Origin of the sequence: Marilutibacter maris, assembly GCF_006546735.2 — a bacterium.
In the GTDB taxonomy this organism is placed as follows: Bacteria; Pseudomonadota; Gammaproteobacteria; order Xanthomonadales; family Xanthomonadaceae; genus Marilutibacter; species Marilutibacter maris.
Genome location: NZ_VICD02000304.1, coordinates 19504 through 43277, shown reverse-complemented (window position 1 = coordinate 43277; position 23774 = coordinate 19504). Strand labels below are relative to the sequence as shown.

18 protein-coding genes and 2 pseudogenes are annotated in these 23774 nt (G+C 69.3%); 7 read left to right on the top strand and 13 right to left on the bottom strand.

Features of this window, described 5'->3' with window-relative positions; translation table 11 throughout:
- Positions 1–28: 28 nt before the first annotated feature.
- Together FKV24_RS17085 and FKV24_RS17080 are read right to left on the bottom strand one after the other, a co-directional pair.
- Positions 29–1351, bottom strand: a complete 1323-nt coding sequence (locus FKV24_RS17085; protein WP_141483232.1) for a DEAD/DEAH box helicase — start codon at positions 1349–1351, stop codon at positions 29–31.
- 322 nt (positions 1352–1673) lie between these two features.
- On the bottom strand, positions 1674–2603 hold the full coding sequence (locus FKV24_RS17080) for an aspartyl/asparaginyl beta-hydroxylase domain-containing protein (protein ID WP_170288350.1): 930 nt from the start codon (positions 2601–2603) through the stop codon (positions 1674–1676).
- Positions 2604–2688: 85 nt separating this feature from the next.
- Here FKV24_RS17080 and FKV24_RS17075 point away from each other — a divergent pair, with 85 nt between their 5' ends.
- The 3 genes from FKV24_RS17075 (at position 2689) to FKV24_RS17065 (ending at position 8595) form a co-directional block, all read left to right on the top strand.
- Positions 2689–4098 carry an MBL fold metallo-hydrolase gene (locus FKV24_RS17075; protein ID WP_249041074.1) on the top strand — a complete coding sequence of 470 codons (1410 nt, stop codon included), beginning with the start codon at positions 2689–2691 and terminating at the stop codon, positions 4096–4098.
- A gap of 158 nt (positions 4099–4256) precedes the next feature.
- Positions 4257–6353, top strand: a complete 2097-nt coding sequence (locus FKV24_RS17070; RefSeq protein WP_141483230.1) for a M13 family metallopeptidase — start codon at positions 4257–4259, stop codon at positions 6351–6353.
- A 226-nt stretch (positions 6354–6579) separates the two neighbouring features.
- Positions 6580–8595 (top strand): M13 family metallopeptidase, encoded by a 2016-nt coding sequence (locus tag FKV24_RS17065; protein ID WP_141483229.1) that lies wholly within the window; start codon positions 6580–6582, stop codon positions 8593–8595.
- Between the two features lie 112 nt (positions 8596–8707).
- Here FKV24_RS17065 and FKV24_RS17060 read toward each other — a convergent pair whose 3' ends face one another.
- The gene (locus FKV24_RS17060; RefSeq protein ID WP_111265924.1) at positions 8708–9367 is read right to left on the bottom strand and encodes a rhomboid family intramembrane serine protease; all 660 of its coding nucleotides are present in this window, start codon (positions 9365–9367) and stop codon (positions 8708–8710) included.
- Positions 9368–9432: 65 nt separating this feature from the next.
- Positions 9433–9768, bottom strand: a complete 336-nt coding sequence (locus FKV24_RS17055; protein ID WP_111265923.1) for an MGMT family protein — start codon at positions 9766–9768, stop codon at positions 9433–9435.
- A gap of 180 nt (positions 9769–9948) precedes the next feature.
- On the opposite strand from FKV24_RS17055, the gene FKV24_RS17050 reads away from it, so the two are divergent.
- Positions 9949–10359: a hypothetical protein gene (locus tag FKV24_RS17050; protein WP_111265922.1), complete on the top strand. Its 411-nt coding sequence runs from the start codon at positions 9949–9951 to the stop codon at positions 10357–10359.
- Positions 10360–10541: 182 nt separating this feature from the next.
- On the opposite strand, the gene FKV24_RS17045 is transcribed toward FKV24_RS17050, so the two are convergent.
- A complete protein-coding gene (locus FKV24_RS17045) occupies positions 10542–11669 on the bottom strand; it encodes an inorganic phosphate transporter (RefSeq protein ID WP_111267988.1) in 1128 nt (375 codons plus the stop codon).
- Positions 11670–11803: 134 nt separating this feature from the next.
- Positions 11804–12430, bottom strand: a complete 627-nt coding sequence (locus FKV24_RS17040) for a DUF47 domain-containing protein (protein WP_111265921.1) — start codon at positions 12428–12430, stop codon at positions 11804–11806.
- Positions 12431–12784: 354 nt separating this feature from the next.
- On the opposite strand from FKV24_RS17040, the gene FKV24_RS17035 reads away from it, so the two are divergent.
- Together FKV24_RS17035 and FKV24_RS17030 are read left to right on the top strand one after the other, a co-directional pair.
- Positions 12785–14134: a hemolysin family protein gene (locus FKV24_RS17035; RefSeq protein WP_141483228.1), complete on the top strand. Its 1350-nt coding sequence runs from the start codon at positions 12785–12787 to the stop codon at positions 14132–14134.
- Positions 14118–14765 carry an exopolysaccharide biosynthesis protein gene (locus FKV24_RS17030; protein WP_111265919.1) on the top strand — a complete coding sequence of 216 codons (648 nt, stop codon included), beginning with the start codon at positions 14118–14120 and terminating at the stop codon, positions 14763–14765. Before FKV24_RS17035 ends, FKV24_RS17030 begins: the two co-directional genes overlap by 17 nt.
- 40 nt (positions 14766–14805) lie before the next feature.
- Here the strand turns inward: FKV24_RS17030 and FKV24_RS20290 are convergent.
- The 4 genes and pseudogenes from FKV24_RS20290 to FKV24_RS17015 all read right to left on the bottom strand — a co-directional run.
- Positions 14806–15552: pseudogene (locus FKV24_RS20290) on the bottom strand (putative bifunctional diguanylate cyclase/phosphodiesterase); the annotation flags it as partial.
- Between the two features lie 69 nt (positions 15553–15621).
- A pseudogene (locus FKV24_RS20285) lies at positions 15622–16344 on the bottom strand (diguanylate cyclase domain-containing protein); the annotation flags it as partial.
- Between the two features lie 593 nt (positions 16345–16937).
- Positions 16938–17879, bottom strand: coding sequence for a phosphate/phosphite/phosphonate ABC transporter substrate-binding protein (locus tag FKV24_RS17020; RefSeq protein ID WP_249041073.1), 942 nt, complete (start codon positions 17877–17879; stop codon positions 16938–16940).
- A gap of 96 nt (positions 17880–17975) precedes the next feature.
- Positions 17976–18785, bottom strand: a complete 810-nt coding sequence (locus FKV24_RS17015; RefSeq protein WP_141483227.1) for an RNA methyltransferase — start codon at positions 18783–18785, stop codon at positions 17976–17978.
- A 130-nt stretch (positions 18786–18915) separates the two neighbouring features.
- Between FKV24_RS17015 and FKV24_RS17010 the strand changes: the two genes are divergently transcribed.
- On the top strand, positions 18916–19746 hold the full coding sequence (locus FKV24_RS17010; RefSeq protein WP_141483226.1) for an inositol monophosphatase family protein: 831 nt from the start codon (positions 18916–18918) through the stop codon (positions 19744–19746).
- Positions 19747–20215: 469 nt separating this feature from the next.
- On the opposite strand, the gene secF is transcribed toward FKV24_RS17010, so the two are convergent.
- The 3 genes from secF to yajC all read right to left on the bottom strand — a co-directional run bounded on the left by secF (position 20216) and on the right by yajC (position 23685).
- Positions 20216–21175, bottom strand: coding sequence for a protein translocase subunit SecF (gene secF / locus FKV24_RS17005; protein WP_249041072.1), 960 nt, complete (start codon positions 21173–21175; stop codon positions 20216–20218).
- 90 nt (positions 21176–21265) lie between these two features.
- The gene (gene secD, locus FKV24_RS17000; RefSeq protein ID WP_141483224.1) at positions 21266–23134 is read right to left on the bottom strand and encodes a protein translocase subunit SecD; all 1869 of its coding nucleotides are present in this window, start codon (positions 23132–23134) and stop codon (positions 21266–21268) included.
- Between the two features lie 209 nt (positions 23135–23343).
- Positions 23344–23685 carry a preprotein translocase subunit YajC gene (gene yajC, locus FKV24_RS16995; protein WP_111265913.1) on the bottom strand — a complete coding sequence of 114 codons (342 nt, stop codon included), beginning with the start codon at positions 23683–23685 and terminating at the stop codon, positions 23344–23346.
- Positions 23686–23774: the final 89 nt, after the last annotated feature.

Below are 23774 nucleotides of genomic sequence, written 5' to 3'. Positions count from 1 at the left end.
ACGCGCCTCCGCGGTCCCCGGTCCGGACTCAGGCGGAGCCCTGACCGCTGCGGCGGCGGTTGCGGCCGCTGCGTTCGCCACGCCCCGGCTTCGGTCCGGCATGGGCATGCCGCGACGCCGGCTTGGCATGGGGGCGATGGGCCGGCTTGCGCGCGCCACCACCGCCGCCGCGCTTGCTGCGCGGGTTCGGCAGCGGGACATCCAGCCGCAGCGGCTGGCTCGGCGCGTAACCGGGGAAGTCCGCCAGCTCGACGTCCTTCTTCAGCACCCGCTGGATCTGCCGCAGCAGTCCGCCCTCGTCGTGCGAAACCAGCGACAGCGCCTCGCCCTGCGCGCCGTTGCGGCCGGTACGGCCGATCCGGTGAACGTAGTCCTCGGCCACCATCGGCAGATCGAAATTGATCACCAGCGGCAGGTTCGGGATGTCCAGGCCGCGCGCGGCGACATCGGTGGCGACCAGCACCCGCGCCTTGGCCGCCTTGAACGCGTTGAGCGCCTTCTGCCGCTGCGCCTGGCTCTTGTTGCCGTGGATCGCGACCGCGCGGATGCCGGACTTCTCCAGCTGTTCCGCCAGCCGGTTGCAGCCGTGCTTGGTGCGGCCGAACACGATCACCTGGTCGGTGTGGCGCTCGGCCAGGATGTCGATCAGCAGGTCGCGCTTGCGCTCGGCGTCGACCGGGTGGGCCCGGTGGGCGATGGTCTCGGCGATGGTGTTGTTGGCCGCCACCTGCACCTGCTTGGGATCGCGCATGAACTCCAGCGCCAGCGCCTTCAGCTGGGTCTCGAAGGTGGCCGAGAACAGCAGGGTCTGACGCTCACGCGGCAACTTGCCGAGGATGCGCTTGATCGCCGGCAGGAAGCCCATGTCGAGCATGCGGTCGGCCTCGTCCATCACCAGCACCTCGATGCCGTCCAGACGCGCACTGCCGCGCTCCATGTGGTCGATCAGACGGCCGGGGGTGGCGATCAGCACGTCGACGCCGCGACGCAGCGCGTCGACCTGCGGGCCCATGCCGACGCCGCCGAAGATCGTGCAGCTCGCGACCTGCAGATGACGGCCATAGCCGCGCAGATTGTCGTGCACCTGCACGGCCAACTCGCGGGTCGGGACCAGTACCAGCACGCGCGGCTTGCGCGGGCCGCGCGCCGGGGTCTGCTTGGACAGGCGGTTCAGCAGCGGCAGGCTGAAAGCCGCGGTCTTGCCGGTGCCGGTCTGGGCGCCGCCGAGCAGGTCGTGGCCGTCCAGGATCAGCGGGATCGCTTCGGCCTGGATCGGCGTCGGCGAGGTATAGCCCTGTTCGGACAACGCGCGCAGCAACGCGGGCGCGAGCCCGAGGGATTCGAAAGACATGCAATGCTCCAAAAATGCGTGCCGCACACAGGTGCGGTGGTCATCCGGAGCCTTCCCTGAAGCCGCGCTGCGAATGATCGTGCATAGGTTGTTCGGTGACGGCATGGACGCTCCATGCCGTGTCAGCGCGACGAAGGACGTGCGGAGTGAGTGGCTGCGTCCACCCCCTACGCGTCCGCGTATCGGGAGGTGGACCGGTCTGGACCGGAAGGCGCAGCGGACTTGCCTGGGAAACGTGCCCTTGCGGGCGGTCACCGTACGCTGTACGCGGGGCACTCTACGCGAATGGCCCGCACCGCGCCAGCGCCGCATGCGCCGCCGGTCAGCTTGCGGAAGCCTTGCCGTCGATCCGAGCCATCGTCGTCTGCACCTCGTCCAGGACCGCAACCGCGTGGGCGAGCGCACGCCGCTCCGGGTCCGCCAGCCGCGGATGCCAGACGTCGAAGATCAGCACCGTGCGCTCGTGCCCGGAAAGATTGGCCGCGCTGTGCAGGAACGAGTCGTCGAAGGCCAGGAAACGGCCGTACTCCCAGCAGCGGGTCTCGCCGGCGACGGTGATGCTGCAGCCGGACGGCGGCAGGTCGACGGGCAGATGAACGGTGAGCTTGATATTGGACAGGCCATGGTGCGGCGGCAGCTCGACCCCGGGCCTGAGCCGCGAAACGAAGCATTCCGGCGCGTGCGGCGGACACTGCGCCAGCGGCGCCTCGGCCAGAAACGCATCGGTCAGCGGCAATCGGGCCATCAGCGCTCGGTTCCACTGCCCGCGCCGCAGCAGGTGCAGGGCCGACCAATCGGGCCGATCGGCCAGGGCGGCCCAGGTCGGGCTGCGCGAGGCCTCGGCGGAGACATAGGGCGAGAAGCCCCCCGCATCGGCCAGCACCGCGAGCAGCTCCTCGCGCAAGGCCGGAAGCCGGGCCTCCAGCGGGGCCAGTTCCGGCATGCTGCCGGCGTCGAACCAGGCCTGCGGCTCCAGTGCCGGGTAGTACAGATAGCTGGGCTGCTGCAGCGGCGACCGGAACGCGGCCGGACGGCGCCCGAAATAGACATCCAGCCAGAGCCGGAATCCCGGATGCTCGCAGACCCCGGCCAGGTGCCGGTGCAGCAGCTCCGGCAGCCGTGCCTGCAGGCGCTGACGGTCGAACGGCCCGGTCCCGCCGCGCGCCTCCAGCCAACGGCAGGCCGCGACCACCGCCGCAACGTCGCCGGCAGCTTCGATCTGCTGGATGAACCCGTCCTCGATGCCGCCCAACGCCGTCTCCGCCTCGTGTTCCGCAGGGCCACAGTCTGACATGCCGCAACGGCCGCCGGCCTGCTACTGTTCGGGAACGTCGACCATGCGGGCGATTGCGATGCGGGTACGTTTCCACGGAGCGGCCGGCGAAGTGACCGGTTCCATGCACGAACTGGAGGTGGCCGGGCACCGCCTGCTGCTGGACTGCGGCATGATCCAGGGCAGCCCCACGGCCGAGGCCCGCAATGCGGACGCCTTCGGGTTCGAGCCGGGCGCGATCGATGCGCTGATACTCAGCCATGCCCATATCGACCATGTCGGCCGGGTACCGTTGCTGGTCCGGCGCGGCTTCCGCGGCCCGATCCTGGCCCAGGCCGCGACCGCCGACCTGCTGCCGATCATGCTGCTGGACGCCGCCTCGATCGCCGAGGGCGAGGCCGAACGCTTCAATCGCAGGCGCCGGCGCGGCGAACCCGAGGCGGTACCGTTGTTTTCGCGCGCCGACGTGGAGGCCGCGCTGGAACGGCTGCGGCCGCTGGACTACGACAGCCCCGAGGAGATCCTGCCCGGCGTCGAGCTGACCCTGCGCGAGGCCGGGCACATCCTCGGTTCCAGCGTGCTGGAGCTGCGCGCGCAGGGCCGCACCCTGGTCTACTCCGGCGACCTGGGCCCCCGCGGCGCACCGATCCTGCGCGACCCGGCGGCGATCGCACAGGCCGACCTGGTGCTGATGGAGTCGACCTACGGCGACCGCGACCACCGCGATCGCCCGGCGACCGTCACCGAGATCGGCGAGATCCTGGACGCGGCCTGGCGCGACGGCGGCAACGTGATGATCCCCGCCTTCGCGGTCGGCCGCACCCAGGAGCTGCTGTACTGGTTCGCGCGCCACTGGGACCGTTGGAACATGGAGCGTTGGCGGATCTTCCTCGACAGCCCGATGGCGGCGCGGGTATCGGCGGTCTACCAGCGCCACCAGGAACTGTTCGACGCCCGCGCCCGCGAGACCTGGGCCGCGCCGATCGCGCCGTTGCGATTGCCCAACCTGCATTTCACCGCCAGCGCCGAGGAATCGATGGCGATCAACCGGATCCGCTCCGGCGCGATCATCGTCGCCGGCAGCGGCATGGCGACCGCCGGCCGGATCGTCCACCACCTCAAACACAACCTCGGACGCCGCGAGGCGCACGTGATGTTCGTCGGCTACCAGGCCGAGGGCACCCTCGGACGCCGCCTGGTCGACCGCGCCCGCTGGGTCCGCATCCACGGCCGCGACTACCGGGTCAATGCCCAGATCCACACCGTCGGCGGCCTGTCGGCGCACGCCGGCCAGCAGGCCCTGATCGACTGGTTCGCCCGGATCGGGCCGCCCCTCGGCCCCGCGGGCCCCCACCCGTCGCTGGCCCTGGTGCATGGCGAGGAGCGCGCGCGGGAGGCCCTCGCCGGCGAGCTGGGCCAACGCCTGGGCGTGTCCGCCCACCTGCCCCTGCCCGGCGACAGCCTGGCCCTGTGAGCCCCCGGCAGGGCCTTCGGCACCCGGCCCGATCGCCGCGCCCATGACCTTCGACACCTTCGGTCACCACCGGGGCGGGGCTATGGTGAAAGCGATGTGCCCCCGGCGCTTCCGGTCCGGCACCGCCATTTCCCGCATTCGCAAGGTCGGAGTACACCGTGACCCTCAACACACCCAAAGTCCTGCTGCTGTCCCTCGCCATCGCCACCGCCGTCTCGGCCTGCGGCAAGACCGAGGACCCGGCCGCCTCCGCCGACGCGGCCACGGATGCCAAGGGCATCACCCTCGACGAGAGCAAGCTGCCGCCGGTCAACAGCTTCACCGCCGGCGACCTCGACACCGGCAAGGACGCCTGCACCGATTTCGGCGGCTACGTGAACGGCAAGTGGCTGGCCGCCAACGACATCCCCGGCGACCGCACCTCCTGGGGCGCGTTCGAGATGCTCGCCGAGCGTTCGCTGGCGGTGCAGCGCCAGATCGCCGAGCAGGCCGCCGAGGACACCGGCGCCGACGGCGTGGAGAAGATCGTCGGCGACTTCTGGGCCACCGGCATGGACGCGGACAAGATCAACGCCCAGGGCATCGAGCCGATCAAGCCGACCCTGACCGAGATCGACGCGCTCGACAGCGGCGACAAGGTCGCCGACTTCCTGCGCGCCAGCGCCGCCAAGGGCCAGTTCTACGTGTTCGGCTTCGGCCCCGAGGCCGACTTCAAGAACTCGACGATGAACATCGCCTACGCCTTCCAGGGCGGCCTGGGCCTGCCCGACAAGACCTACTACGAGGACGCCGACAAGGCCGACAAGCTGCAGAAGTACCAGGAGCACGTGGCCAAGGTGCTGGAGCTGTCGGGCGTGTCCGCCGAGGACGCCGCCAAGCAGGCCGCCGACGTGGTCGCGTTCGAGAAGCGCCTGGCCTCGGTGTCGAAGTCGCAGGAGGAGATGTCGCGCGACGTTTCGATCTACTACAACCCGGTCTCGCCGGCCGACGCCGACAAGCTGGCGCCGAACTTCCCGTGGACCCGCTTCTTCGAGTCGCAGGGCCTGCAGGCCCCGGAAATGTTCTCGCTGGCGGTGCCGGCCTTCCACGAGGAAGTCAGCCGCATGCTGTCCGACGTGCCGGCCGAGCAGTGGCGCAGCTACCTGCGATTCCATGCCGTCGACGGCGCCTCGCCGTACCTGTCCGACGCCTTCGTCGAGGAGAACTTCAACTTCTACAACCGCACCCTGCGCGGCCAGAAGGAGCTGAAGGAGCGCGGCAAGCGCGTGCTCGGCAGCATCGAGAACGGCGCCGGCGAGGCGCTGGGCCAGCTGTATGTCGACGTCGCCTTCTCGCCCGACTCCAAGGCGCGCATGCAGGAGCTGGTCAAGAATCTCAGCGACGCACTCAAGGTCCGGATCGAGAACCTGGCCTGGATGAGCGACGAGACCAAGACCAAGGCGATGGAGAAGTGGGCCGCGTTCACCCCGAAGATCGGCTACCCCGACAAGTGGCGCGACTGGAGCGGCCTGCAGACCAGCCGCGACAGCTACATCGGCAACGTGCTGGCGGCGATGGAGTTCAACTACAAGTGGGAGCTGTCCAAGGTCGGCGAGCCTGTCGACAAGACCGAATGGGGCATGAGCCCGCAGACCGTCAACGCCTACTACAACCCGCTGCAGAACGAGATCGTGTTCCCGGCGGCGATCCTGCAGCCGCCGTTCTTCGACCCCGACGCCGACGAGCCGATCAACTACGGCGGCATCGGTGCGGTGATCGGCCATGAGATGACCCATGGCTACGACGATCAGGGCAGCCGCTTCGGACCCAGCGGCAACTTCGAGAACTGGTGGAGCGACGCCGACGCCAAGGGCTTCAGCGGCCTCACCGACAAGCTGGTCGCGCAGTTCGACGGCTACAAGGCCAACGACGACGAGCACGTCAACGGCAAGCTGACCCTGGGCGAGAACATCGCCGATCTGGGTGGCCTGGCGACCGCCTACGACGCGATGAAGGCGGCCACCGAGGGCAGCGACGATCCGATGATCGACGGCATGACCCGCGACCAGCGCTTCTTCGCCAACTGGGCGACCGTGTGGCGCCGCAACTTCACCCCCGAGGAGCTGAAGGTGCGCCTGGCCACCGACCCGCATGCGCCGGCGAACTTCCGCGCGATCGGCGCACCGTCGAACCTGCCGGCCTTCGCCGCCGCGTTCGAATGCAAGCCGGGCCAGCCGATGGTCCGCCAGGGCGACGACCAGGTCGTGATCTGGTAATCGGCACCGCCGAGCGGGCTTCCCGAAGAGCCCGCCTCCGCCCTGCCCCCGAGGCCCGGCTCACGCCGGGCCTTTTTTGTGCGCGCGCCCCGCTCCGAGCGGTGCTGCAACCGCCGTCACTGCGCCATTGTGGCCGCCGGCACGAAGTCGCCAGCGGCGCCCGGGCCGGTCCCGCGTCGACATGGGCGCTTGCTACACTCCGCCGATCCTCTGCATGGAATCCGCAATGACCCGTCAGCGTTTCCCTGGCCTCTCACTCCCGTTCCAGCTGCGCCCGCTCGCCTGCGCACTCTCGCTCGGCCTCACCGCCGCGATCGCCGCGCCCGCCGCGCTGGCCAGGCCCCCGGTCGCCTGCGCCGACTTCTACGGCAACACCAACGCCGACTGGCTGGAAGCCCACCCGCTGTCGAGCGGCGTCGGCGAGGTCTCGGCGATGAGCGAACTGGCCGGACGCGCGCGCCAGCAGCAACTCGACCTGCTGCAGGCGGCGATGCAGTCGCCGCAGGACGACGTGCAGAAGCTGCTCGGCGACTTCTGGGCCAGCGGCCTGGACGAGGCCGCGGTCGAGCGCGACGGCTCCAACCCGATCGCGCCGCTGCTGGACCGGATCAATTCGATCCGCCGCAGCAAGGACATCGCGCCGGCGATCGCCGCCCTGCACCAGGTCGGCATCCCGGTGGCGTTCAATTTCAGTCCCGACGCCGACCTGGCCGACCTCAACCGCCATATCGGTTACTTCAGCCAGGGCGGCACCGGTCTGCCCGATCCGGCCTACTACACCCGCAACGACGCCGATGCGCAGACCGTGCGGACCCAGTACGGCAAGTACATCGAACAGATCCTGGCGCTGACCGGCACGCCGGCCGACAAGCTGCAGGCCGAAGCCGCCCAGGTGCTGGCCCTGGAGACCCGGATCGCCGCCGCCTCGCGTCCGCTGATGGACCTGCGCGATCCGCGCAACAACTACCGTCCGGTCCCGCTCGAGGGGCTCGACAAGCAGTACCGCCACCTGCGCCTGGACGAGTTCCTGGAAGTGCAGGGGGTCGACGACGACACCGTCTCGATCGCCAATCCGGCCCTGTTCGCCGAGCTCGACACGCTGGTCGACGACCTCAAGCCGGCGCAGTGGAAGACCTACCTGCAGTGGCGGGTCGGCGATGCGATGGCGCCGTACCTGTCCAAGGCCTTCCGCGACGCCAGCTTCGACTTCCGCGGCCGCGTGCTCGAAGGCCGCAGCGCGCCGGCACCGCGCCAGCAGCAGGTGCTCGATGCGATCAACCTCGCCGCCGGACCGATGCTCGGCCGCCAGTACGCAAGCCGCTACCTGACCCCGGCCAACCAGGCCCGCGCCGAGCAGATCGTCGCCCAGGTCAAGGCCTCGCTGCGTGCGGCGATGGAACGCAACGCCCGCTTCAGCGCCGCGGCCAAGACGGTGGCGATGGCCAAGCTCGACAACCTCAAGGTCGAGGTCGGCGTGCCCAAGCGCGACCTCGACTACACCGTGCAGCCGATGGGCCGCGGCAGCTTCGGCGGCAACATGCTGATCGCCTCGACCTGGCGCCACGGATCGGAAATGGCCCGGATCGGCCGCGACACCGGCAGCCGCCGCTGGGACGTGATGCCGCAGACCCCGGCCCTGGCCTACGACATCGCCCAGAACCGCCTGATCATCACCGCCGCGATGTTGCAGCCGCCGGTGTTCGACCTCGGCAAGGACGCGGCCTGGCTGTACGGCTCGTTCGGCGCCCTGGTCGGACACGAGCTCAGCCATGCCTTCGACAACCGCGGCCGCCTGGTCGACGACAAGCTGGAAGTGCGCGACTGGTGGACCGCGACCGAGAACACCGGCTGGCAGACCCTGGCCAACCGCGTCGCCGCGCAGTACTCGGCCCTGCCCTATCCGGCCCTGCAGGGAGTGAAGGTCAACGGCCAGCAGACCGTCGACGAGAACATCGCCGACATCGCCGGCATGGAGCTGGCCTGGGCGACCTTCAACACCGCCGAGGCGAACCCGGGCAAGGAGGCCAAACAGTCCTTCTTCGGCGCCTGGGCCTCGCTGTGGCCGCAACAGCTCAGCGCCGAGGCGGCGACCCGGCGGGCGTCGACCAGCGTGCACGCGCCCGGCCAGTGGCGGACCAACGGCCCATTGTCGAACCTGGACGCATTCGGCGCGACCTACGGCTGCCGGGTCGGCGCGGTGATGCGCCACAAGCCCGACGATCGCATCACCATCCTGCCCTGAGCGGCACCGTCACCGACGGACATGGAAACGGCGCGGGAAACCGCGCCGTTTTCGTTTCAGCACCCGCCGCGAGGCACGGGACGCGCCAGCGGGATGCCCCGGTAAACCCGGCTCAGTGGATCCGGCGCGGTCCCGGCGGCTTGCGCCCGCCCCCGAACGGCGGCTGGCCGCGCCAGTAGCGGATCATCAGCCAACCGAACAGCATCCCGCCCAGGTGGGCGAAGTGGGCGACGCCGGGCTGCCGCCCGCTGACCCCGAGCAGCAGCTCGATCACGCCGTAGACGATCACCAGGGTCCGCGCCTTCATCGGAATCGGCGGGATCAGCAGCATCACCCGCTGGTTCGGGAACAGCATGCCGTAGGCCAGCAGCAGGCCGAACACGCCGCCGGACGCGCCCACCGTCGGATACGGCAAACCGCCCTGGGACATGGTCCAGATACCGACCAGCATCTGGCACAGCGCGGCGCCGACGATGCAGACCAGGTAGTAGTTCAGGAAGCGCTTGTTGCCCCAGACATGCTCCAGCGGCGCACCGAACATCAGCAACGCCAGCATGTTGAAGAACAGGTGCGCCCAGCTGCCGTGCATGAAGCCGTAGGTCAGCACCTGCCAGGGCAGAAACCCGCTCGCGTCGCCATAGATGCCGTCGCTGCCGGGCGGCCACAGCGCGAACGGGTAGAACGTGGCCTCGCCCAGCAACTGCTGCAGCACAAACACCAGGCCGTTGGCGATCAGCAGCGCCTTGGTGATCGGGGGAAGGTTGGAGAACATCGCGGCTCCCGGATACGAACGCACATGGTAACGGCAACGCCGCGCTCCCGCCGCCCGTGCCGGGGTCAGTCCGCGGGTCCCCAGACCTGTTCGTCGACCGTCGCCCGCGTCCTGGCGCCGAGCACCCGGCCGTTGACCACCCGCAGGCCCTCGGCGCGCAGCCGCTGGCACTGCTCCAGATAGCCGGCGGAACCTTCCGGCAGCGCGATCCGGCCGTCGGAGCGCAACACCCGATGCCAGGGCAGGTCGGGGTCGTCGTTGTGGCTGAGCAGACGGGCGACCAGGCGCGCCCGCCCGGGCAGGCCGGCGCGACGCGCGACCTCGCCGTAGCCGGCGACCTCGCCGCGCGGTATCGCCCGGATCGCCGCATGTATGTACCGGGCCGCCTCTTCGCTGTCCATCCTTCCACTCCTGCAGCGCGGTCGCGTCTGCGGTTGCCCGACGGCGATTCCGCGGGGCGCGGACGCGATCACGAAAACCGATGCGGGGCCTACCCGCGGCCTTCACCCGCCGCTGGCGGGGGCGACCGCATCATGAACGAAGCGGTAGCATACGACCCTGACTGCAAAGGAAGCTGCTCCGTGCGCAATTTCGAATCCATCAACCGTCACCTCAAGGCCGCCGGCTATCGCCTGACCGAGCACGACGTCGATGTCGTCTGCATCGAACTGTCGCTGGAACAGGGCCGACGTCATCAGGCGATCTTCCTGTCCGAGCTGGACGACGACGACGGCCGCCCCTACCTGAGGGTCAGCACCGCGGTGGCGCCGATTACCGGGCTCGACATGCGTCGGGCGCTGGTCTTCAACTGGCAGAGCCGGGTCGGCTACCTGGCGATCGGCGACCTCGACGGCGTACCGCACCTGCAACTGTGCGAGAACCGGCCCTACGAGGGCCTGGACGCGGCCGAGATCGATCGCCTGATCCTGGAGATCGGCGGCGTCGGCGACCGCATGGAGCGGACCCTGTCCGCCGGCGGCGATCTTTACTGAGAAAGCAGGAGTCAGGAACGAGGAGTGAGAAGTGAGAGAAAAGCACTCTCCTCTCACTGCTCACTTCTGCTCACTCACTTCTCGCCCCAAGGGCAAGGAGTCAGGAACGAGGAGCGAGAAGCGGGAGAAAAGCGAAAGCGCTCTTCCTCTCACTCCTCACTCCTCTCCACTCACTTATCGCCTCAAGCCCAGCCCATCGCCCGCATCAGGCTGAAGAACAGATAGGCGATGCCGCCGGCGGCGGGAATCGTCAGGATCCACGCCCAGATCATCTTTTCGACCACGGTCCACTTGATCGCGTTGAAGCGCTTGGCGGTGCCCACGCCCATGATCGCGGACGAGATGTTGTGGGTGGTCGAGACCGGAATGCCCAGCGAGGACGCGGCGAAGATCACCGCCGATGCGCTGGTCTCGGCGGCGAAGCCGTGGATCGGATGCAGCTTGACCAGCTTGTGGCCCAGGGTCTTGATGATCCGCCAGCCGCCGGCCGCGGTGCCGGCCGCCATCACCAGCGCGCAGGTGATCTTGATCCACAGATCGATGCCCTGGGTGGCCATCGCCTCGTCCGACGGATGCAGGAAGGCCAGCCAGCCCGGCAGGTCGTCGAGGGTACCCACCGACTGCGCACTGAACAGGGTCAGGGCGATGATGCCCATGGTCTTCTGCGCGTCGTTCATGCCGTGCGCCAGGCCCATGCCGGCGGCGCTGACCAGCTGCGCCTTGCCGAACAGGCTGTTGACCCAGCGCGGCCGCGCCAACCGCGCCAGCAGGCCGCCGCTGCGCGCCATCATCGAGATCACGAAGAACAGCAGCCCCATCACCAGGAAACCGGCGACGAAGCCCAGCACCGGCGATGTCACCATCGGCACGATCACCTTCCACAGCACGCCGGCGCTCTTGTACAGCGGCTCCTTGGGCTGCGACCAGATGATCGCGTGGAAGTTGTTCGAGGCCGCCGCCAGCGCGGCGCCGCAGAGACCGCCGATCAGCGCGTGCGAGGACGAGGACGGGAGGCCCAGCCACCAGGTGATCAGGTTCCAGACGATGCCGCCCATCAGCGCGCACAGGATCATCTGCGAACCGACCTCGACCACGCCGACGTCGATCAGGCCGGAGGCGATGGTCTTGGCCACCGCGGTGCCCAGCAGGGCGCCGATCAGGTTCATGCTCGCGGCCAGTCCCACCGCCTGCATCGGCGACAGCACCTTGGTCGCGACCACGGTGGCGATCGAGTTGGCGGTGTCGTGGAAGCCGTTGATGTACTCGAAGATGAGCGCGGCGAGGATGACGATCAGTACCAGTGTCAGCATCACGCCCCCTCAGCCCGGACCGGCGGTTGCGACATCGGATGGGCGCGGAACACGGAAGCGGCGACGATGCGGACCGGCGTCGCCGGTACCCGCGCCGGCCGGGCCGGGATGATCGAAGACATCGTGCGCTCCCCTCAGGAGTTCTTGAGGACGATCTGGTAGGCGACGACGCCGGCCTCGCGGCAGCGGTCGATGGCCTTCTCCAGGATCTCGAAGAACTCCTTGAGCAGGAACATCTGCAGGTGATCGAGCTTGCCCGAGTAGATGTCGCGGTACAGCTCCAGCATCAGCCGGTCGGCGTCGTTCTCCAGCGCGCGCAGCTCATCGCTGAGCGCCTTCATCGGCTCCAGCTTCAGGTGCCGCAGCTGGTGGACCATCTTCACCACCACCGAGGCCGCCTGCTCGAGCATCGCCGCGCGCGGCGCGAAGTCGATGTGCTCCAGGTGCTGGGTCGCCAGCGCGTAGCGGTCGGCGAACTTCTCGACCTGCTTGGGGATCTTGTGCAGGGCCGACGCCAGCGACTCGATGTCCTCGCGCTCGATCGGGGTGATGAAGCTGTCGACCAGTTCCTGGCTGAGCTGGATGGACACCTCGCGCTCGCGCTGGCGGGCCAGCTTGAACGCGTCCAACGCCGGCTGACGATCGGCTTCCTTGAGCATCGCGTGCAGGGCCTTGGCGCTGTCGTGGGCGGCGACCGCCGCTTCCTCCAGCAGGGAATAGAACTGGTTGCCTTGGCCGAAGATGGTTTGCAGGGAAAACATGCGTCAGGAGCCTCGTGGTCGCGACCCTGGCGGGCCAGGGCGAGGGTTCGAAAAAGGGGGCACAGCAGGGGCCGCGACGGACCGCGCCGCGTTGGCAGGCGGAATTATGACCGTTTTGTGACCTTCCCGCAGTCCTGGAGTCCCCGCCGCGACCCGAATCGGCCCGCCCTGCGCACCAAGGGGCGGGCCTGCCGGCCCCGGCCCGTTAAGGCGAGCCTGCTAATATCGGCGGCGACACTTCGACCCCAGACGCTTATCTGAAATGGACGACGACCCGGAACCTTCCAGTAGCAGCATGCCCCTCCCCCCGCGGCCCCTGGCCGCCGCCTCCCTGCCAGACCGGAGGGCGCCGACATGCTGGAACTGACGATCGTCCTGATCCTGATCGCGCTGAACGGCTTCTTCGCGATGTCGGAGATGGCTCTGGTCACCTCGCGCAAGCCCCGTCTGAAGCAGATGGCGCAGGACAGCGGGCGGGCGCAGCGGGCGCTGGAACTGTCGGAGCACCCCGAGCGCTTCCTGTCCACGGTCCAGGTCGGCATCACCCTGATCGGCATCCTGACCGGCACCTTCGGCGGCGCCGCGATCGGCGCCTCGATCGGCCAGTGGCTCGGGGAACAGGTGCCGGCGCTGGCGGTGTCCGGTCCGTTGTCGTTCGACCGCCTGTATTCCGACGCGATCGGCCTGACCCTCTCGGTCGGCCTGATCACCTACATGACCATCGTCCTCGGCGAGCTGCTGCCCAAGCGACTGGCCCAGCTGGCACCGGAGCGCCTGGCGAGCTTCGTCGCGGTGCCCATGCACGTACTGTCGAAGATCGCGATCCCGGCCGTGTGGCTGCTCAGCATCAGCGTTCGCGCCCTGCTGCGGCTGTTGCGCGCGGAGCAATCCAGCGAATCGAAAGTCACTGAAGAGGAAATCCGCCTGCTGGTCAGCGAGAGCCACGAGCAGGGCGTGATCGACGCCGACGAGCGCAAGATGGTCTACCGCGTGCTCAGCCTCGGCGATCGCACCGCCGAGAGCCTGATGACCCCGCGCACCCGGATCGTCTGGCTGGACGCGGAGGCCGCGGTCGCCGAGAACCTGGAACAGATGCGCGAGACGCCGTTCTCGCGCTATCCGGTGTACAGGGGCGACGACCGCGAGGTGCTCGGCATCCTGGAGACCAAGTCGCTGTTCGAGTCGCTGCAGCAGCCCGGTCCACCGCGGCTGTTCGAGCGCCTGCGCGAGGCGTTGTTCGTGTCCGAGTCGACCCACGCGTTCAAACTGCTGGAGATCTTCCGCGAGGAACAGCAGTCGATCGCGCTGGTGGTCGACGAGTACGGCGACGTCACCGGCCTGGTCACCGTCAACGACCTGCTCGGCGCGGTGATCGGCCGCATCCAGGCCAGCGAGTCCGAGGACAGCGAGGCGCCGGTGGTGCAGCGCGCCGACGGCACCTGGCTGCTGGACGGCAGCCTGCCGCTGGACGATCTGCGCGAGCTGATCGACGGCGCCCGCCTGCCGGTCGAAGAGGAACCGGACTTCCACACTGCGGCGGGCATGGTCATCAACCACTTCGGGCGCATCCCCCACGTCGGCGAGTACCTCGACTGGGACGGCTGGCGCATCGAGGTCGTCGACCTGGACGGCCCGCGCATCGACAAGCTGCTGCTGCAGGCGCTGCCGGACCTGGATGCGGACAGCGATGAAACCCTCGGCTGAGCCGTCGCGGCCGCGCTCGGAAGCCGGTACCCGCGCCCTGCTGGATGCGTTCGCGGTCGGCGACCCGGACACCCATCTGCGCCTGGGCGACGTGTTCGCCGGCCTGGGCAAGCGCTCGTTCGGCATGCTGCTGTTCGTCGCCACCCTGCCCGCCTTCATCCCGATCCCGGGGGTGGGCGGCGCGGTCAGCGGGCCGCTCACCATCCTGATCGGCGCGCAGTTGCTGATCGGTCTGCGCAAACCCTGGCTGCCGGGCTTCATCGCCCGCCGCGGCCCGACCCGGCATTCGATGGTGCGCTTCCGCAACCTGCTCTCGCCGTGGCTGTCGCGGCTGGAGCGGGTGGTGCGCCCGCGCGCCTCGTTCCTGCTCGACCGGCGCCTCGCCAGCGCGGTCAGCGGCCTGCTGGTGATGCTGCTGGGTCTGCTGCTGTCGCTGCCGATCCCGTTCACCAACTACCTGTTCGGCGTGCTGCTGCTGATGTTTGCGCTGGCGCTGCTGGAGCGCGACGGCCGCCTGATGGGCGTGGCCTGGCTGGCCGGCACCGTGGCGATCGCGGTGTTCGGCGTGCTGTCGGGCAGCCTGGCGGCGATGGCCGCCGACGGTCTGCGCGCGATCGGCATGACCGCCTGACCGCTGCGCGCGGACGGCCGTACAGCGGCCCCGCCAGGACTCAGCCCAGCAGGGCCAGGAATTCGTTCGCCGGCACCGGCTGCCCCAGCCAGTAGCCCTGGGCCTGGTCGCAGCCGCGCTCGCGCAGCAGCGCGTACTGGCCGGCTTTCTCGACGCCCTCGGCGATCACCGTGATCCCCAGCGAGTGCGCCATCGCGATGATCGCGCTGGTCAGGGCCAGGTCGTCCGGGTCGCGCAGGATGTCGGCGATGAAGCTGCGGTCGATCTTGACCCCGTCGACCGGGACCCGGCGCAGATGGCTCAGGCCCGAGAAACCGGTGCCGAAGTCGTCCAGCAACACCTTGATGCCGGTCTCGCGCAGCTGCGCGAGCATCTCGCTGGCGTGGACCTCGTCGCCGATCACCGCGGTCTCGGTCAGCTCCAGGTGCAGCCGCTCCGGCTCCAACCCGGTGTCGCGCAGGCAGTCGGCGACCACCTGCACCAGTTCGCCGCCGCTGCGCAGCTGCCGCGAGGACACGTTGACCGCGACCGACAGCGGCTCCGCCGACGGCCGCAACTGCTGCCAGCGCACCGCCTCGCTGCAGGCCGCGCGCAGCACCTGCGGGCCCAGGGTCTCGATCAGCCCGCTCTGCTCGGCCACGTCGATGAAGACCGACGGCGCCACCTGGCCGTGCCGCGGGTGGTTCCAGCGCAGCAGCGCCTCGGCGCCGACCATGGTGCGATCGGCCAGCCGGTAGACCGGCTGGTAGACCAGGCTCAGCTCGCCACGGTCCCAGGCCCCGCGCAGCTCGTGCTCCAGGTTGACCCTGCGCTCCACCGCCAGGTCCATCGCCCGGCTGTAGAAGCGGTAGCAGTTCTTGCCGGCGACCTTCGCCTGGTACATCGCGATGTCGCCGTTCTTCATCAACGCGGTCGCGGTCGAGGCGTCGTCCGGGAACAGGGTGATGCCGATCGAAGTGCCGAGGAACACCTGGCGCTCCTGGGTCATGATCGGCTGTCCCAGCTCCGCGACCAGGGCGTCGGCCAGCGCCATCGCCACCGCGCGCACGTCCTGTCCCTCCTTCGGCGAGGCGTGGACCAGGATCACGAACTCGTCGCCGCCGAAGCGCGCCAGCAGGGCGTTGTCGCCGGCATGACGCAGGATGGTGTCGCGGATGCGCGCCGAGCACTGCACCAGCACCTCGTCGCCGGCATCGTGGCCGAGGGTGTCGTTGACCCGCTTGAAGTCGTCGATGTCGGCGAACAGCAGCGCCAGTTGCTGCCCCGCCCCGCGGATCCTCAGCAGCTGCTCGTCCAGCGCCTCGCGGAACGCCAGCCGGTTCGACAGCCCGGTCAGCGAATCGGTATAGGCCATCCGCCGGATATCGCGGTCGTGCCGCGCCAGGCTCGCGCTCATCCGGCTGAACGCGCGCATCAGCTCGCCGACCTCGTCGCGGCGGCGGCTGGTCGGCAGATCGACCTCGAACCGCCCCGCCTCGATCTGGCGTGCGGAATCGGCCAGCAGCCGGATCGGACTCACCAGCCAGCGCTGGATCAACCACAGGATCACCGCTCCCAGCAGGACGATGCCGCCGGCCATCGCCGCCGCCCACAGCAACTGGCGGCTGCCCAGACCGTCGAGCTGGCTGCGCATCTCGGCGACCGCACGATCCTGGAAGCCGCGCGCGACCTCCAGATCGAAGCCGACCCTCACCCCGCCCAGGCGGCGGTCGCCGATCAGGATCGGCGCGGACACGTCCATCAGCTCCTCGCTGAACTGGGTCAGCAGCGAGCCCGACGCGATCACCTCGTCGGCGAACACGTCGTCCATGCGCTTGCCGTAGCTGGGAATGGTCTCGCTGCCGTCGTGGATGATGTTGCCCTCGGCGTCGTAGACCAGGACGTAGCGCGCATCGGCCTGGTTCAGCGCGGACGCGGTCAGGCTGCCGATCGCATCGAGGTCGAAGTAGTACAGCGGATTGGTCAGCGCCTCGCCGAGCTGGAGCACCATGCCCTCGCCGCGCCGGCGCAGGCTGTCGCTGGAGACGCCGGCCATCGCGTCGCGGGTGACCGTGATCACCTCTTCCTGGGCCCGCTCCTGGCGTTGCAGCAGCACCGCCAGGAGCAGCAGCTGGACCACCAGGGCCAGCGCCATGATCAGCAGGAACTTCGCCTGCAGGCCGTTGCGGAGCTTCATTCGACGTCCGCCCGCACCCGCCTGACCCCCGCGGCGACATGGTCCAGCGCGCGGGTCGAGGCCGGGTCCACCGGCAGGAACCGGGTGGTCCTGAAGAAGCGCTTCAGGGCATCGCCGGCCTCGGGGTCCGCGGCCGCCTCGATCAGCACCTGGCGCAGGCGTTCGCGCACCCGCGAGTCGAGATTGCCGCGCACCAGTTCGACCGCGCGCGGGAACTCGGGGGTCTCGCCGATGACGACGAAGTCATCCTTGAACCCAGGCGGCATCCGCCGCGGGTTCTCCCAGTCCAGATTGCTCATCACCCCGACATCGACCAGGCGCTTGTGGACCCAGGTGGAGATATTGAGCTCGGAACGGGCGAACAGATAGCCCACGGTGTCGGCGCCGGCGTGATCCATCGGCGACAGCAGCATTTCCAGGACCAGGCCGCGGTCGAGCATCGCCGCCGCCGGCACGAAATAGGCGCTGGTCGAGGATGGGCGCTGGAACGCCACCGAATGCCCGCGCAACTCGTCCAGCGAGCCCAGTCCGCTGTCGCGGCGAGCGAAGAAGATGCTGTGGTAGTGGCTGGTGCCGTCGCGTTCGGTCAGCACCAGCGGCGCCGCGCCGGCCCGCTCGCGCATCACCATCGCGGTACCGCTGGTCTCGGTGATCCAGTCGACCCGGCCGCGGCGCAGATAGCTGGCCATCTGCTGCGGATCCTTGGCCATCAGGATCCGGCCTTCGCGGATGCCGACGTCGGCCATTCTCGGCACCACGTAGTCCAGCAGCGGCTTGAGCTGCTCGAAATGCGCCTTGGGGTCGTCGCTGATGCGGCCCAACACCAGGATATGGGCGTCGTCGGCCGAGCCGGCGACCTGCCCGTCCTCGGCCCGTCCCGCCGGCGGCAGAGTCAGGCCGATCAACAGCACCAGGAGGCACGACAGGCGTACGATCAAGGACGAATGGCCACAAACGGGAAACCTGGCGGCCAGACTAATCGAAAACCGGCATCGGCCGCTATCGCCGGCACCGCGCCCGCGGCCGGGGCCGCCTCATCCCTGGCCGGCGCCATCGGCCCCAGCCAGCCGCACGCTGCGCTCGACATCGGCCAGCACCCCGCGCAGCAGCCGCACCTCGCGGGCGTCGAGGTCGGCGCGCAGGAACAGCCGGCGGAACTTGCGCAACGCCGACTCCGGACTGCGCCCCTTGTGGAAGTCGATCTGCTCCAGGACCTCGCCCAGCTGGCCGAAGAAGCCTTCCAGCTCGGCGTGCGAGGCCGGCGGGTCGACGCGGGCCGGCTCCGCGCCGGCGCCGGCGTCGAGCAGGGCCAGGCGCAGCTCGTAGGACAGCACCTGCACCGCGGCGGCGAGGTTCAGCGAGCTGTAGTCGGGGTTGGCCGGGATATGCACGGCGGCATGGCACAGCTGCAGCTCTTCGTTGTCCAGGCCGGTACGCTCGCGCCCGAACAGCAGCGCGACCTCGCCGCCGCTGCCCGCCCGAGCCACCAGCCGCGAAGCGGCCTCGCGCGGCGCCAACTGGTCCAGGGCGATCCGGCGGCTGCGCGCGGTGCAGCCCAGCACCAGGGTGCAATCGGACACCGCCTCGGCCACGGTCGCGCAGGTGCGGGCCGCGGCCAGCACGTCGTCGGCACCGGCCGCCAGCGCCTCGGATTCGCGATTGGGGGCGACCTCGGGCGCGACCAGCACCAGCCGGTCCAGGCCCATGGTCTTCATCGCCCGGGCCGCCGAGCCGATGTTACCGGGATGCTGGGTGCCGACCAGCACGATGCGGATGCGCGCGGCCGTGGCCGCGGCGGCCGACGACCCGGAGGCCGTCGGTTCAGGGTTGGAATGGGTAGTCATCGCCGCCAATGGTAAACTCCGCGCCCCGGCCATGCCTCGGCATGCCACTGCCGGGCCGCTCTTTCACTCCTCTCCAGTCCGCTCGCGGCCGCAGGGCCCGGGCCACCTCATCCGTCGAGGCCGTACCGCCATGCAGAAACCCGCCGTCACCCTCATGGTCAAGGCCGCCCGCGCAGCCGGCAACGTGCTGCTGCGGCACATGCACCGCCTGGACGCGCTGAACGTGGTCGAGAAGGACCGCCAGGACTATGCCAGCGAAGTCGACGAGGAGGCCGAGAAGGTCGTCATCCGCGAGCTCAAGCGCGCCCATCCGGACTACGGCTTCCTCGGCGAGGAAAGCGGCAGCAGCGCCGGCAGCGGCTACAACCAGCGCTTCACCTGGGTCATCGATCCGCTCGACGGCACCAGCAACTACCTGCGCGGCTTCCCCCACTTCTGCGTCTCGATCGCCCTGGTCGAGAACGGCGAACCGGTCCACGGGGTGATCTTCGACCCGATCCGCAACGACCTGTTCACCGCCAGCAAGGGCAGCGGCACCCAGCTCAACGGCAAGCGCGTGCGCGTGGCCGAGCGCAAGGACATCGGCGGCGCGGTGATCGTCACCGGCTTCCCGCCGCGCGAGCGCAGCCGCGCCAGCGCCCAGCTCAAGACCGTCGACAACCTGCTGCTGGAAGCCGAGGACATCCGCCGCACCGGTTCCGCCGCGCTGGACCTGGCCTACGTCGCCTGCGGCCGCGCCGACGCCTACTTCGAAGCCGGGGTGAAGCCCTGGGACATCGCCGCCGGTGCGCTGATGGTGCGCGAGGCCGGCGGCAAGGTCTGCGATTTCCGCGGTCGCAGCAGCGGGCCGATGGATGCCCGCGGCACCGCGCCGCGCACCCTGGTCGCCGGCAACCTCAAGGTCTGCGAACAGCTGCAGAAGAAGATCGTCGACACCGGCTACGCCGCGGCGTTCAGCTGAGTACCGCGGGCTTGCTCCTACGGGAGCGGCACAAGCCGCGATGAAGCCTTCCCATGAAAGCCCAATCGCGGCTTGCGCCGCTGCTACGAAGAGCTTTCGCCCGCCCCTGACCCGAGCCCGATTCGCGCGTCGCGCGAATGGGGTCTGGCCGCGCAACGGCGGGGCGCATGGTTTGCGCAGCAGACTTTGGGATATATCCGGGCGCAGCCCGGGGGTCGCGGCTCACGCCGTTCCTACGTGAGAAGGCCATCGCTTCTGTAGGAGCTGCGTAAGCTGCGACCGGGTTTTCCGCGAAAGCCCATCGCGGCTCACGCCGCCCCTACGAAGAGCTTCGTCCGCCTCCCCCCGAGTCAGGGGGCGATTCGCGCGTAGTGACAACGCGACCTGCGCGCGGCACGGCCCCCTCCGACCGATCGGCAACAAAAAAGGCCGCGCGATGCGCGGCCTTTTCGTGTTCCGGCACCGACGCTTACGGCCTGCGGGCCAGCGCCTCTTCGTCGCGTGCCTTCGGCATCAGGTCCTGCTTGGTCACCTTCAGTGGGCCGAAGCTCAGCAGGGTACTGGCGACGAAGATCGACGACAGGGTGCCGATCACCGCGCCGATCAGCATCGACTCGGCCAGGCCGCGCAACGAACCGCCGCCGTAGACGTACAGGGCGAGCATGGTCAGGATCGCCACGAACGAGGTGATCACGGTACGCGACAGGGTCTGGTTGATCGCCGCGTTGATCACCGTCCGCGAGTCGGCGCGCATCGAACGGAAGTTCTCGCGGATGCGGTCGAACACCACGATGGTGTCGTTGATCGAGAAGCCCATCACCGACAGGATGCCGGCCAGCACGGTCAGATCGAACTCGTGCCCGCTGAGCGCGAACCAGCCGGTGACCACGACCACGTCGTGCAGAGTGGTCAGGGTCGCGGCGACGGCGAACTTCTTCTCGAACCGGAACGAGATGTAGATCATGAAGCCGACGACCACGAAGATCAGCGCCCAGATGCCGTTGATGGCGATCTCCTTGCCGACCTGCGGACCGACGAAGTCGCTCTTCAGCACGGTGCCCGCATTGCCCGGGATCGCCAGCGCCTGCTGGATCTCGCGGGCGGTGTCCTGGTCGGCGCCGCCCTCCTCGTCCTCGCCCTTGGGCTGCACCCGGATCAGCAGGTCGTTGCCGGAGCCGAAGGTCTGCACCTGGGCATTGCCGTAGCCGGCCTCGCCCAGCCGCGCGCGCACGTCGTCGACGTCGACCGGCTGCTCGAAGCGCATCTCGGTCACGGTGCCGCCGGTGAAGTCGAGGGCGAAGTTGAAGCCCTTGAACGTCATCGCCGCGATCGACCCCAGCACCAGCAAGGCCGCGATCGTCAGCGACACGCGCCCCAGGCGCATGAAGTCGATCTTGCTGTCGTAGGGAAACAGGTTGAAAGGTTTCATTCTCGATTCCTGGTTATCCGCGGGCCGGACAAGCGCCGGACCCGCGACTGCGCGGCGGCCCATCGCCGGGCCGGCCGCGGATGCGGCTGGCTAGATGGCGAGGGACTTGAGCTTGCGGCGACCGCCGTAGATCAGGGTGGCGATGGCGCGCGAGGCCGAGACCGCGGTGTACATCGAGGTGCCGATGCCGACGATCAGGGCGACCGCGAAGCCCTTGACCGGACCGGTGCCGAACGCGAACAGCGCGATGCCGGCCAGCACGGCGGTGATGTTGGCGTCGGCGATCGTGCCGACCGCGCGATCGTAGCCGGCGGCGATCGCGGCCTTGGCCGGCAGTCCGGCCCGCAATTCCTCGCGTATTCGCTCGTTGATCAGCACGTTGGCGTCGACCGAGAAGCCGACCGTCAGCGCGATGCCGGCCATGCCCGGCAGGGTCATGGTGGCCCCGAACAGCGACATCACCGCGACCACCATCAGCAGGTTCAGCAGCAGCGCGATCGTGGTGATCACGCCGAACATGCGGTAGTAGACCAGGAAGAAGCCGAGGATGAAGAAGAAGGAGTACTTGATCGCGGTCATGCCGCGCTCGACGTTCTCGCGGCCCAGGCTCGGACCGACGATGCGCTCCTCGATGAAGTCCATCGGCGCCGCCAGCGAGCCCGAGCGCAGCAGCAGGGCCAGGTTGGCCGCTTCCTTGGTGCTGTCCAGGCCGGTGGTCTGGAACTCCTTGCCGAACACGCCCTGGATGGTCGCGATCGAGATCACCTCCTCGTCGACGCGGGTGCTGCGCACCTCCTCGCCGTCGACGACCCGGACCTCGGGCACTCGTTCGATGTAGACCACCGCCATCGGCTTGCCGACGTTCTCGCTGGTGAACTCGAACATGCGCTGGCCGCCGGCGCCGTTCAGGCGCACGCTGACCGAGGGAGTGCCCGACTGCGGGTCCATGCCCGAGGAGGCGCTGACCATCTGGTCGCCGGACGCGATCACCCGCTTGCTGAGCAGGACCGGCACCGGCTCGCCGTCGGGGCCGAGTTCCTTGCGCTGGTACAGCCGCGCCTCGGGCGGCACGATGCCGGTGTCGCGGGCGTCGTAGGCGTTGCCCTCGACCACCGCGCGCCACTCCAGGGTCGCGGTCGCGCCCAGCACGCGCTTGGCCTGGGCGGTGTCCTGCACACCGGGCAGCTGGACCACGATGCGGTCCTCGCCCTGGCGCTGGATGATCGGCTCGGCGACGCCCAGCGCGTTGACGCGGTTGCGCAGGGTGCCGACGTTCTGTTCGATCGCGTCGATCGCCAGCTGGCGCAGCTCGTTGTCGCTCATCTCCACGCTGACCGAGTTGCCGGTGGTGGACGCCAGCAGGGTCGGCTGGCTGAGCACGATCGCCTCGCGCGCCTTCTCGGCTTCCGCGGCATCGCTGAGGGTGGCGACGATGGTCCGGCCGCCAGCGCGGCGCTCGACCGAGGTGTAACGGATGCGCTTCTCGCGCAGCAGCACGCGCACGTCCTCGGCGGTCGCCTCCAGGCGCTTGTCGAGAGCGGCCTTCTGGTCGACCTGCATGGTGAAGTGGACGCCGCCCTGCAGATCCAGGCCCAGCAGCATCGGCTTGCCGCCGAGCTTCTCCAGCCAGTCGGGCACGGTCGAGGCCAGGTTCAGCGCGACCACGAAGTCGTTGCCCAGGTCCGGGCGCAGCGCATCGGCCGCCTTGACCTGGGCATCGGGGTCGGCCAGGCGCACCAGCAGGTTGTCGCCGTCGATATCGACCGCCTTCGCGGCCACACCGGCCTTCTCCAGGTTGGCCTCGACACGGGTCTTCAGGGCCTCGTCCACCACCGCGCCGCGATTGGCGCTGATCTGCACCGACGGGTCCTGCGGGAACACGTTGGGCAGCGCATACAGGCTGCTGAGGATCAGGATGACCAGGAGGAGGGCGTACTTCCAGCGCGCGTAAGTCAGCATCTAACGGATCCTGCGGCGGCCACCGGGCCACCAGAAATATTGGGGCAATCAGCGAAACGACCGTCCCGGCCGCTCCCCGAGTCGGCCGATCCGGAACCGTCCGGACCGGCCTGGCCGCGGCGGACGCTCACGCGCGCCGCGGGTCGAACCTTCCACTGCCTGCCAGAAACCCCGAACTCCCCCGGGGCCTCCTCAGCGGTGGTGGCGATTCAGGCCGACTTCAAGGTGCCCTTGGGCAGCACGTTGGAGATCGCGCCCTTCTGCACGCGAACCTGGACGTTGTCGGCGATCTGGACCGTGACGAAGCTCTCGCCGATATCGCTGACGGTACCGGCGATGCCGCCGTTGGTGATGACCTCGTCGCCCTTGGCCAGCTTCTCCAGCATGGCCCGGTGCTCCTTCTGCCGCTTCATCTGCGGGCGGATCATCAGGAAGTACATGATCGCGATCAGCGCGATCGGGAACAGCAGCTGCATGCCCATGCCGGGCGCGGCCGGAGCGGCGGCGATCAGGGCATGGGCCGGGGTGATCAGCAGGTCGGGCAGGTTCATCAGGGACGTCCTGGAGCGAAATAACGGGGGATTATGCCACGAGGCGGCCCGGGCCCACCGGCGTCCCGCTCCGGCCGGCTGCGCCCCGG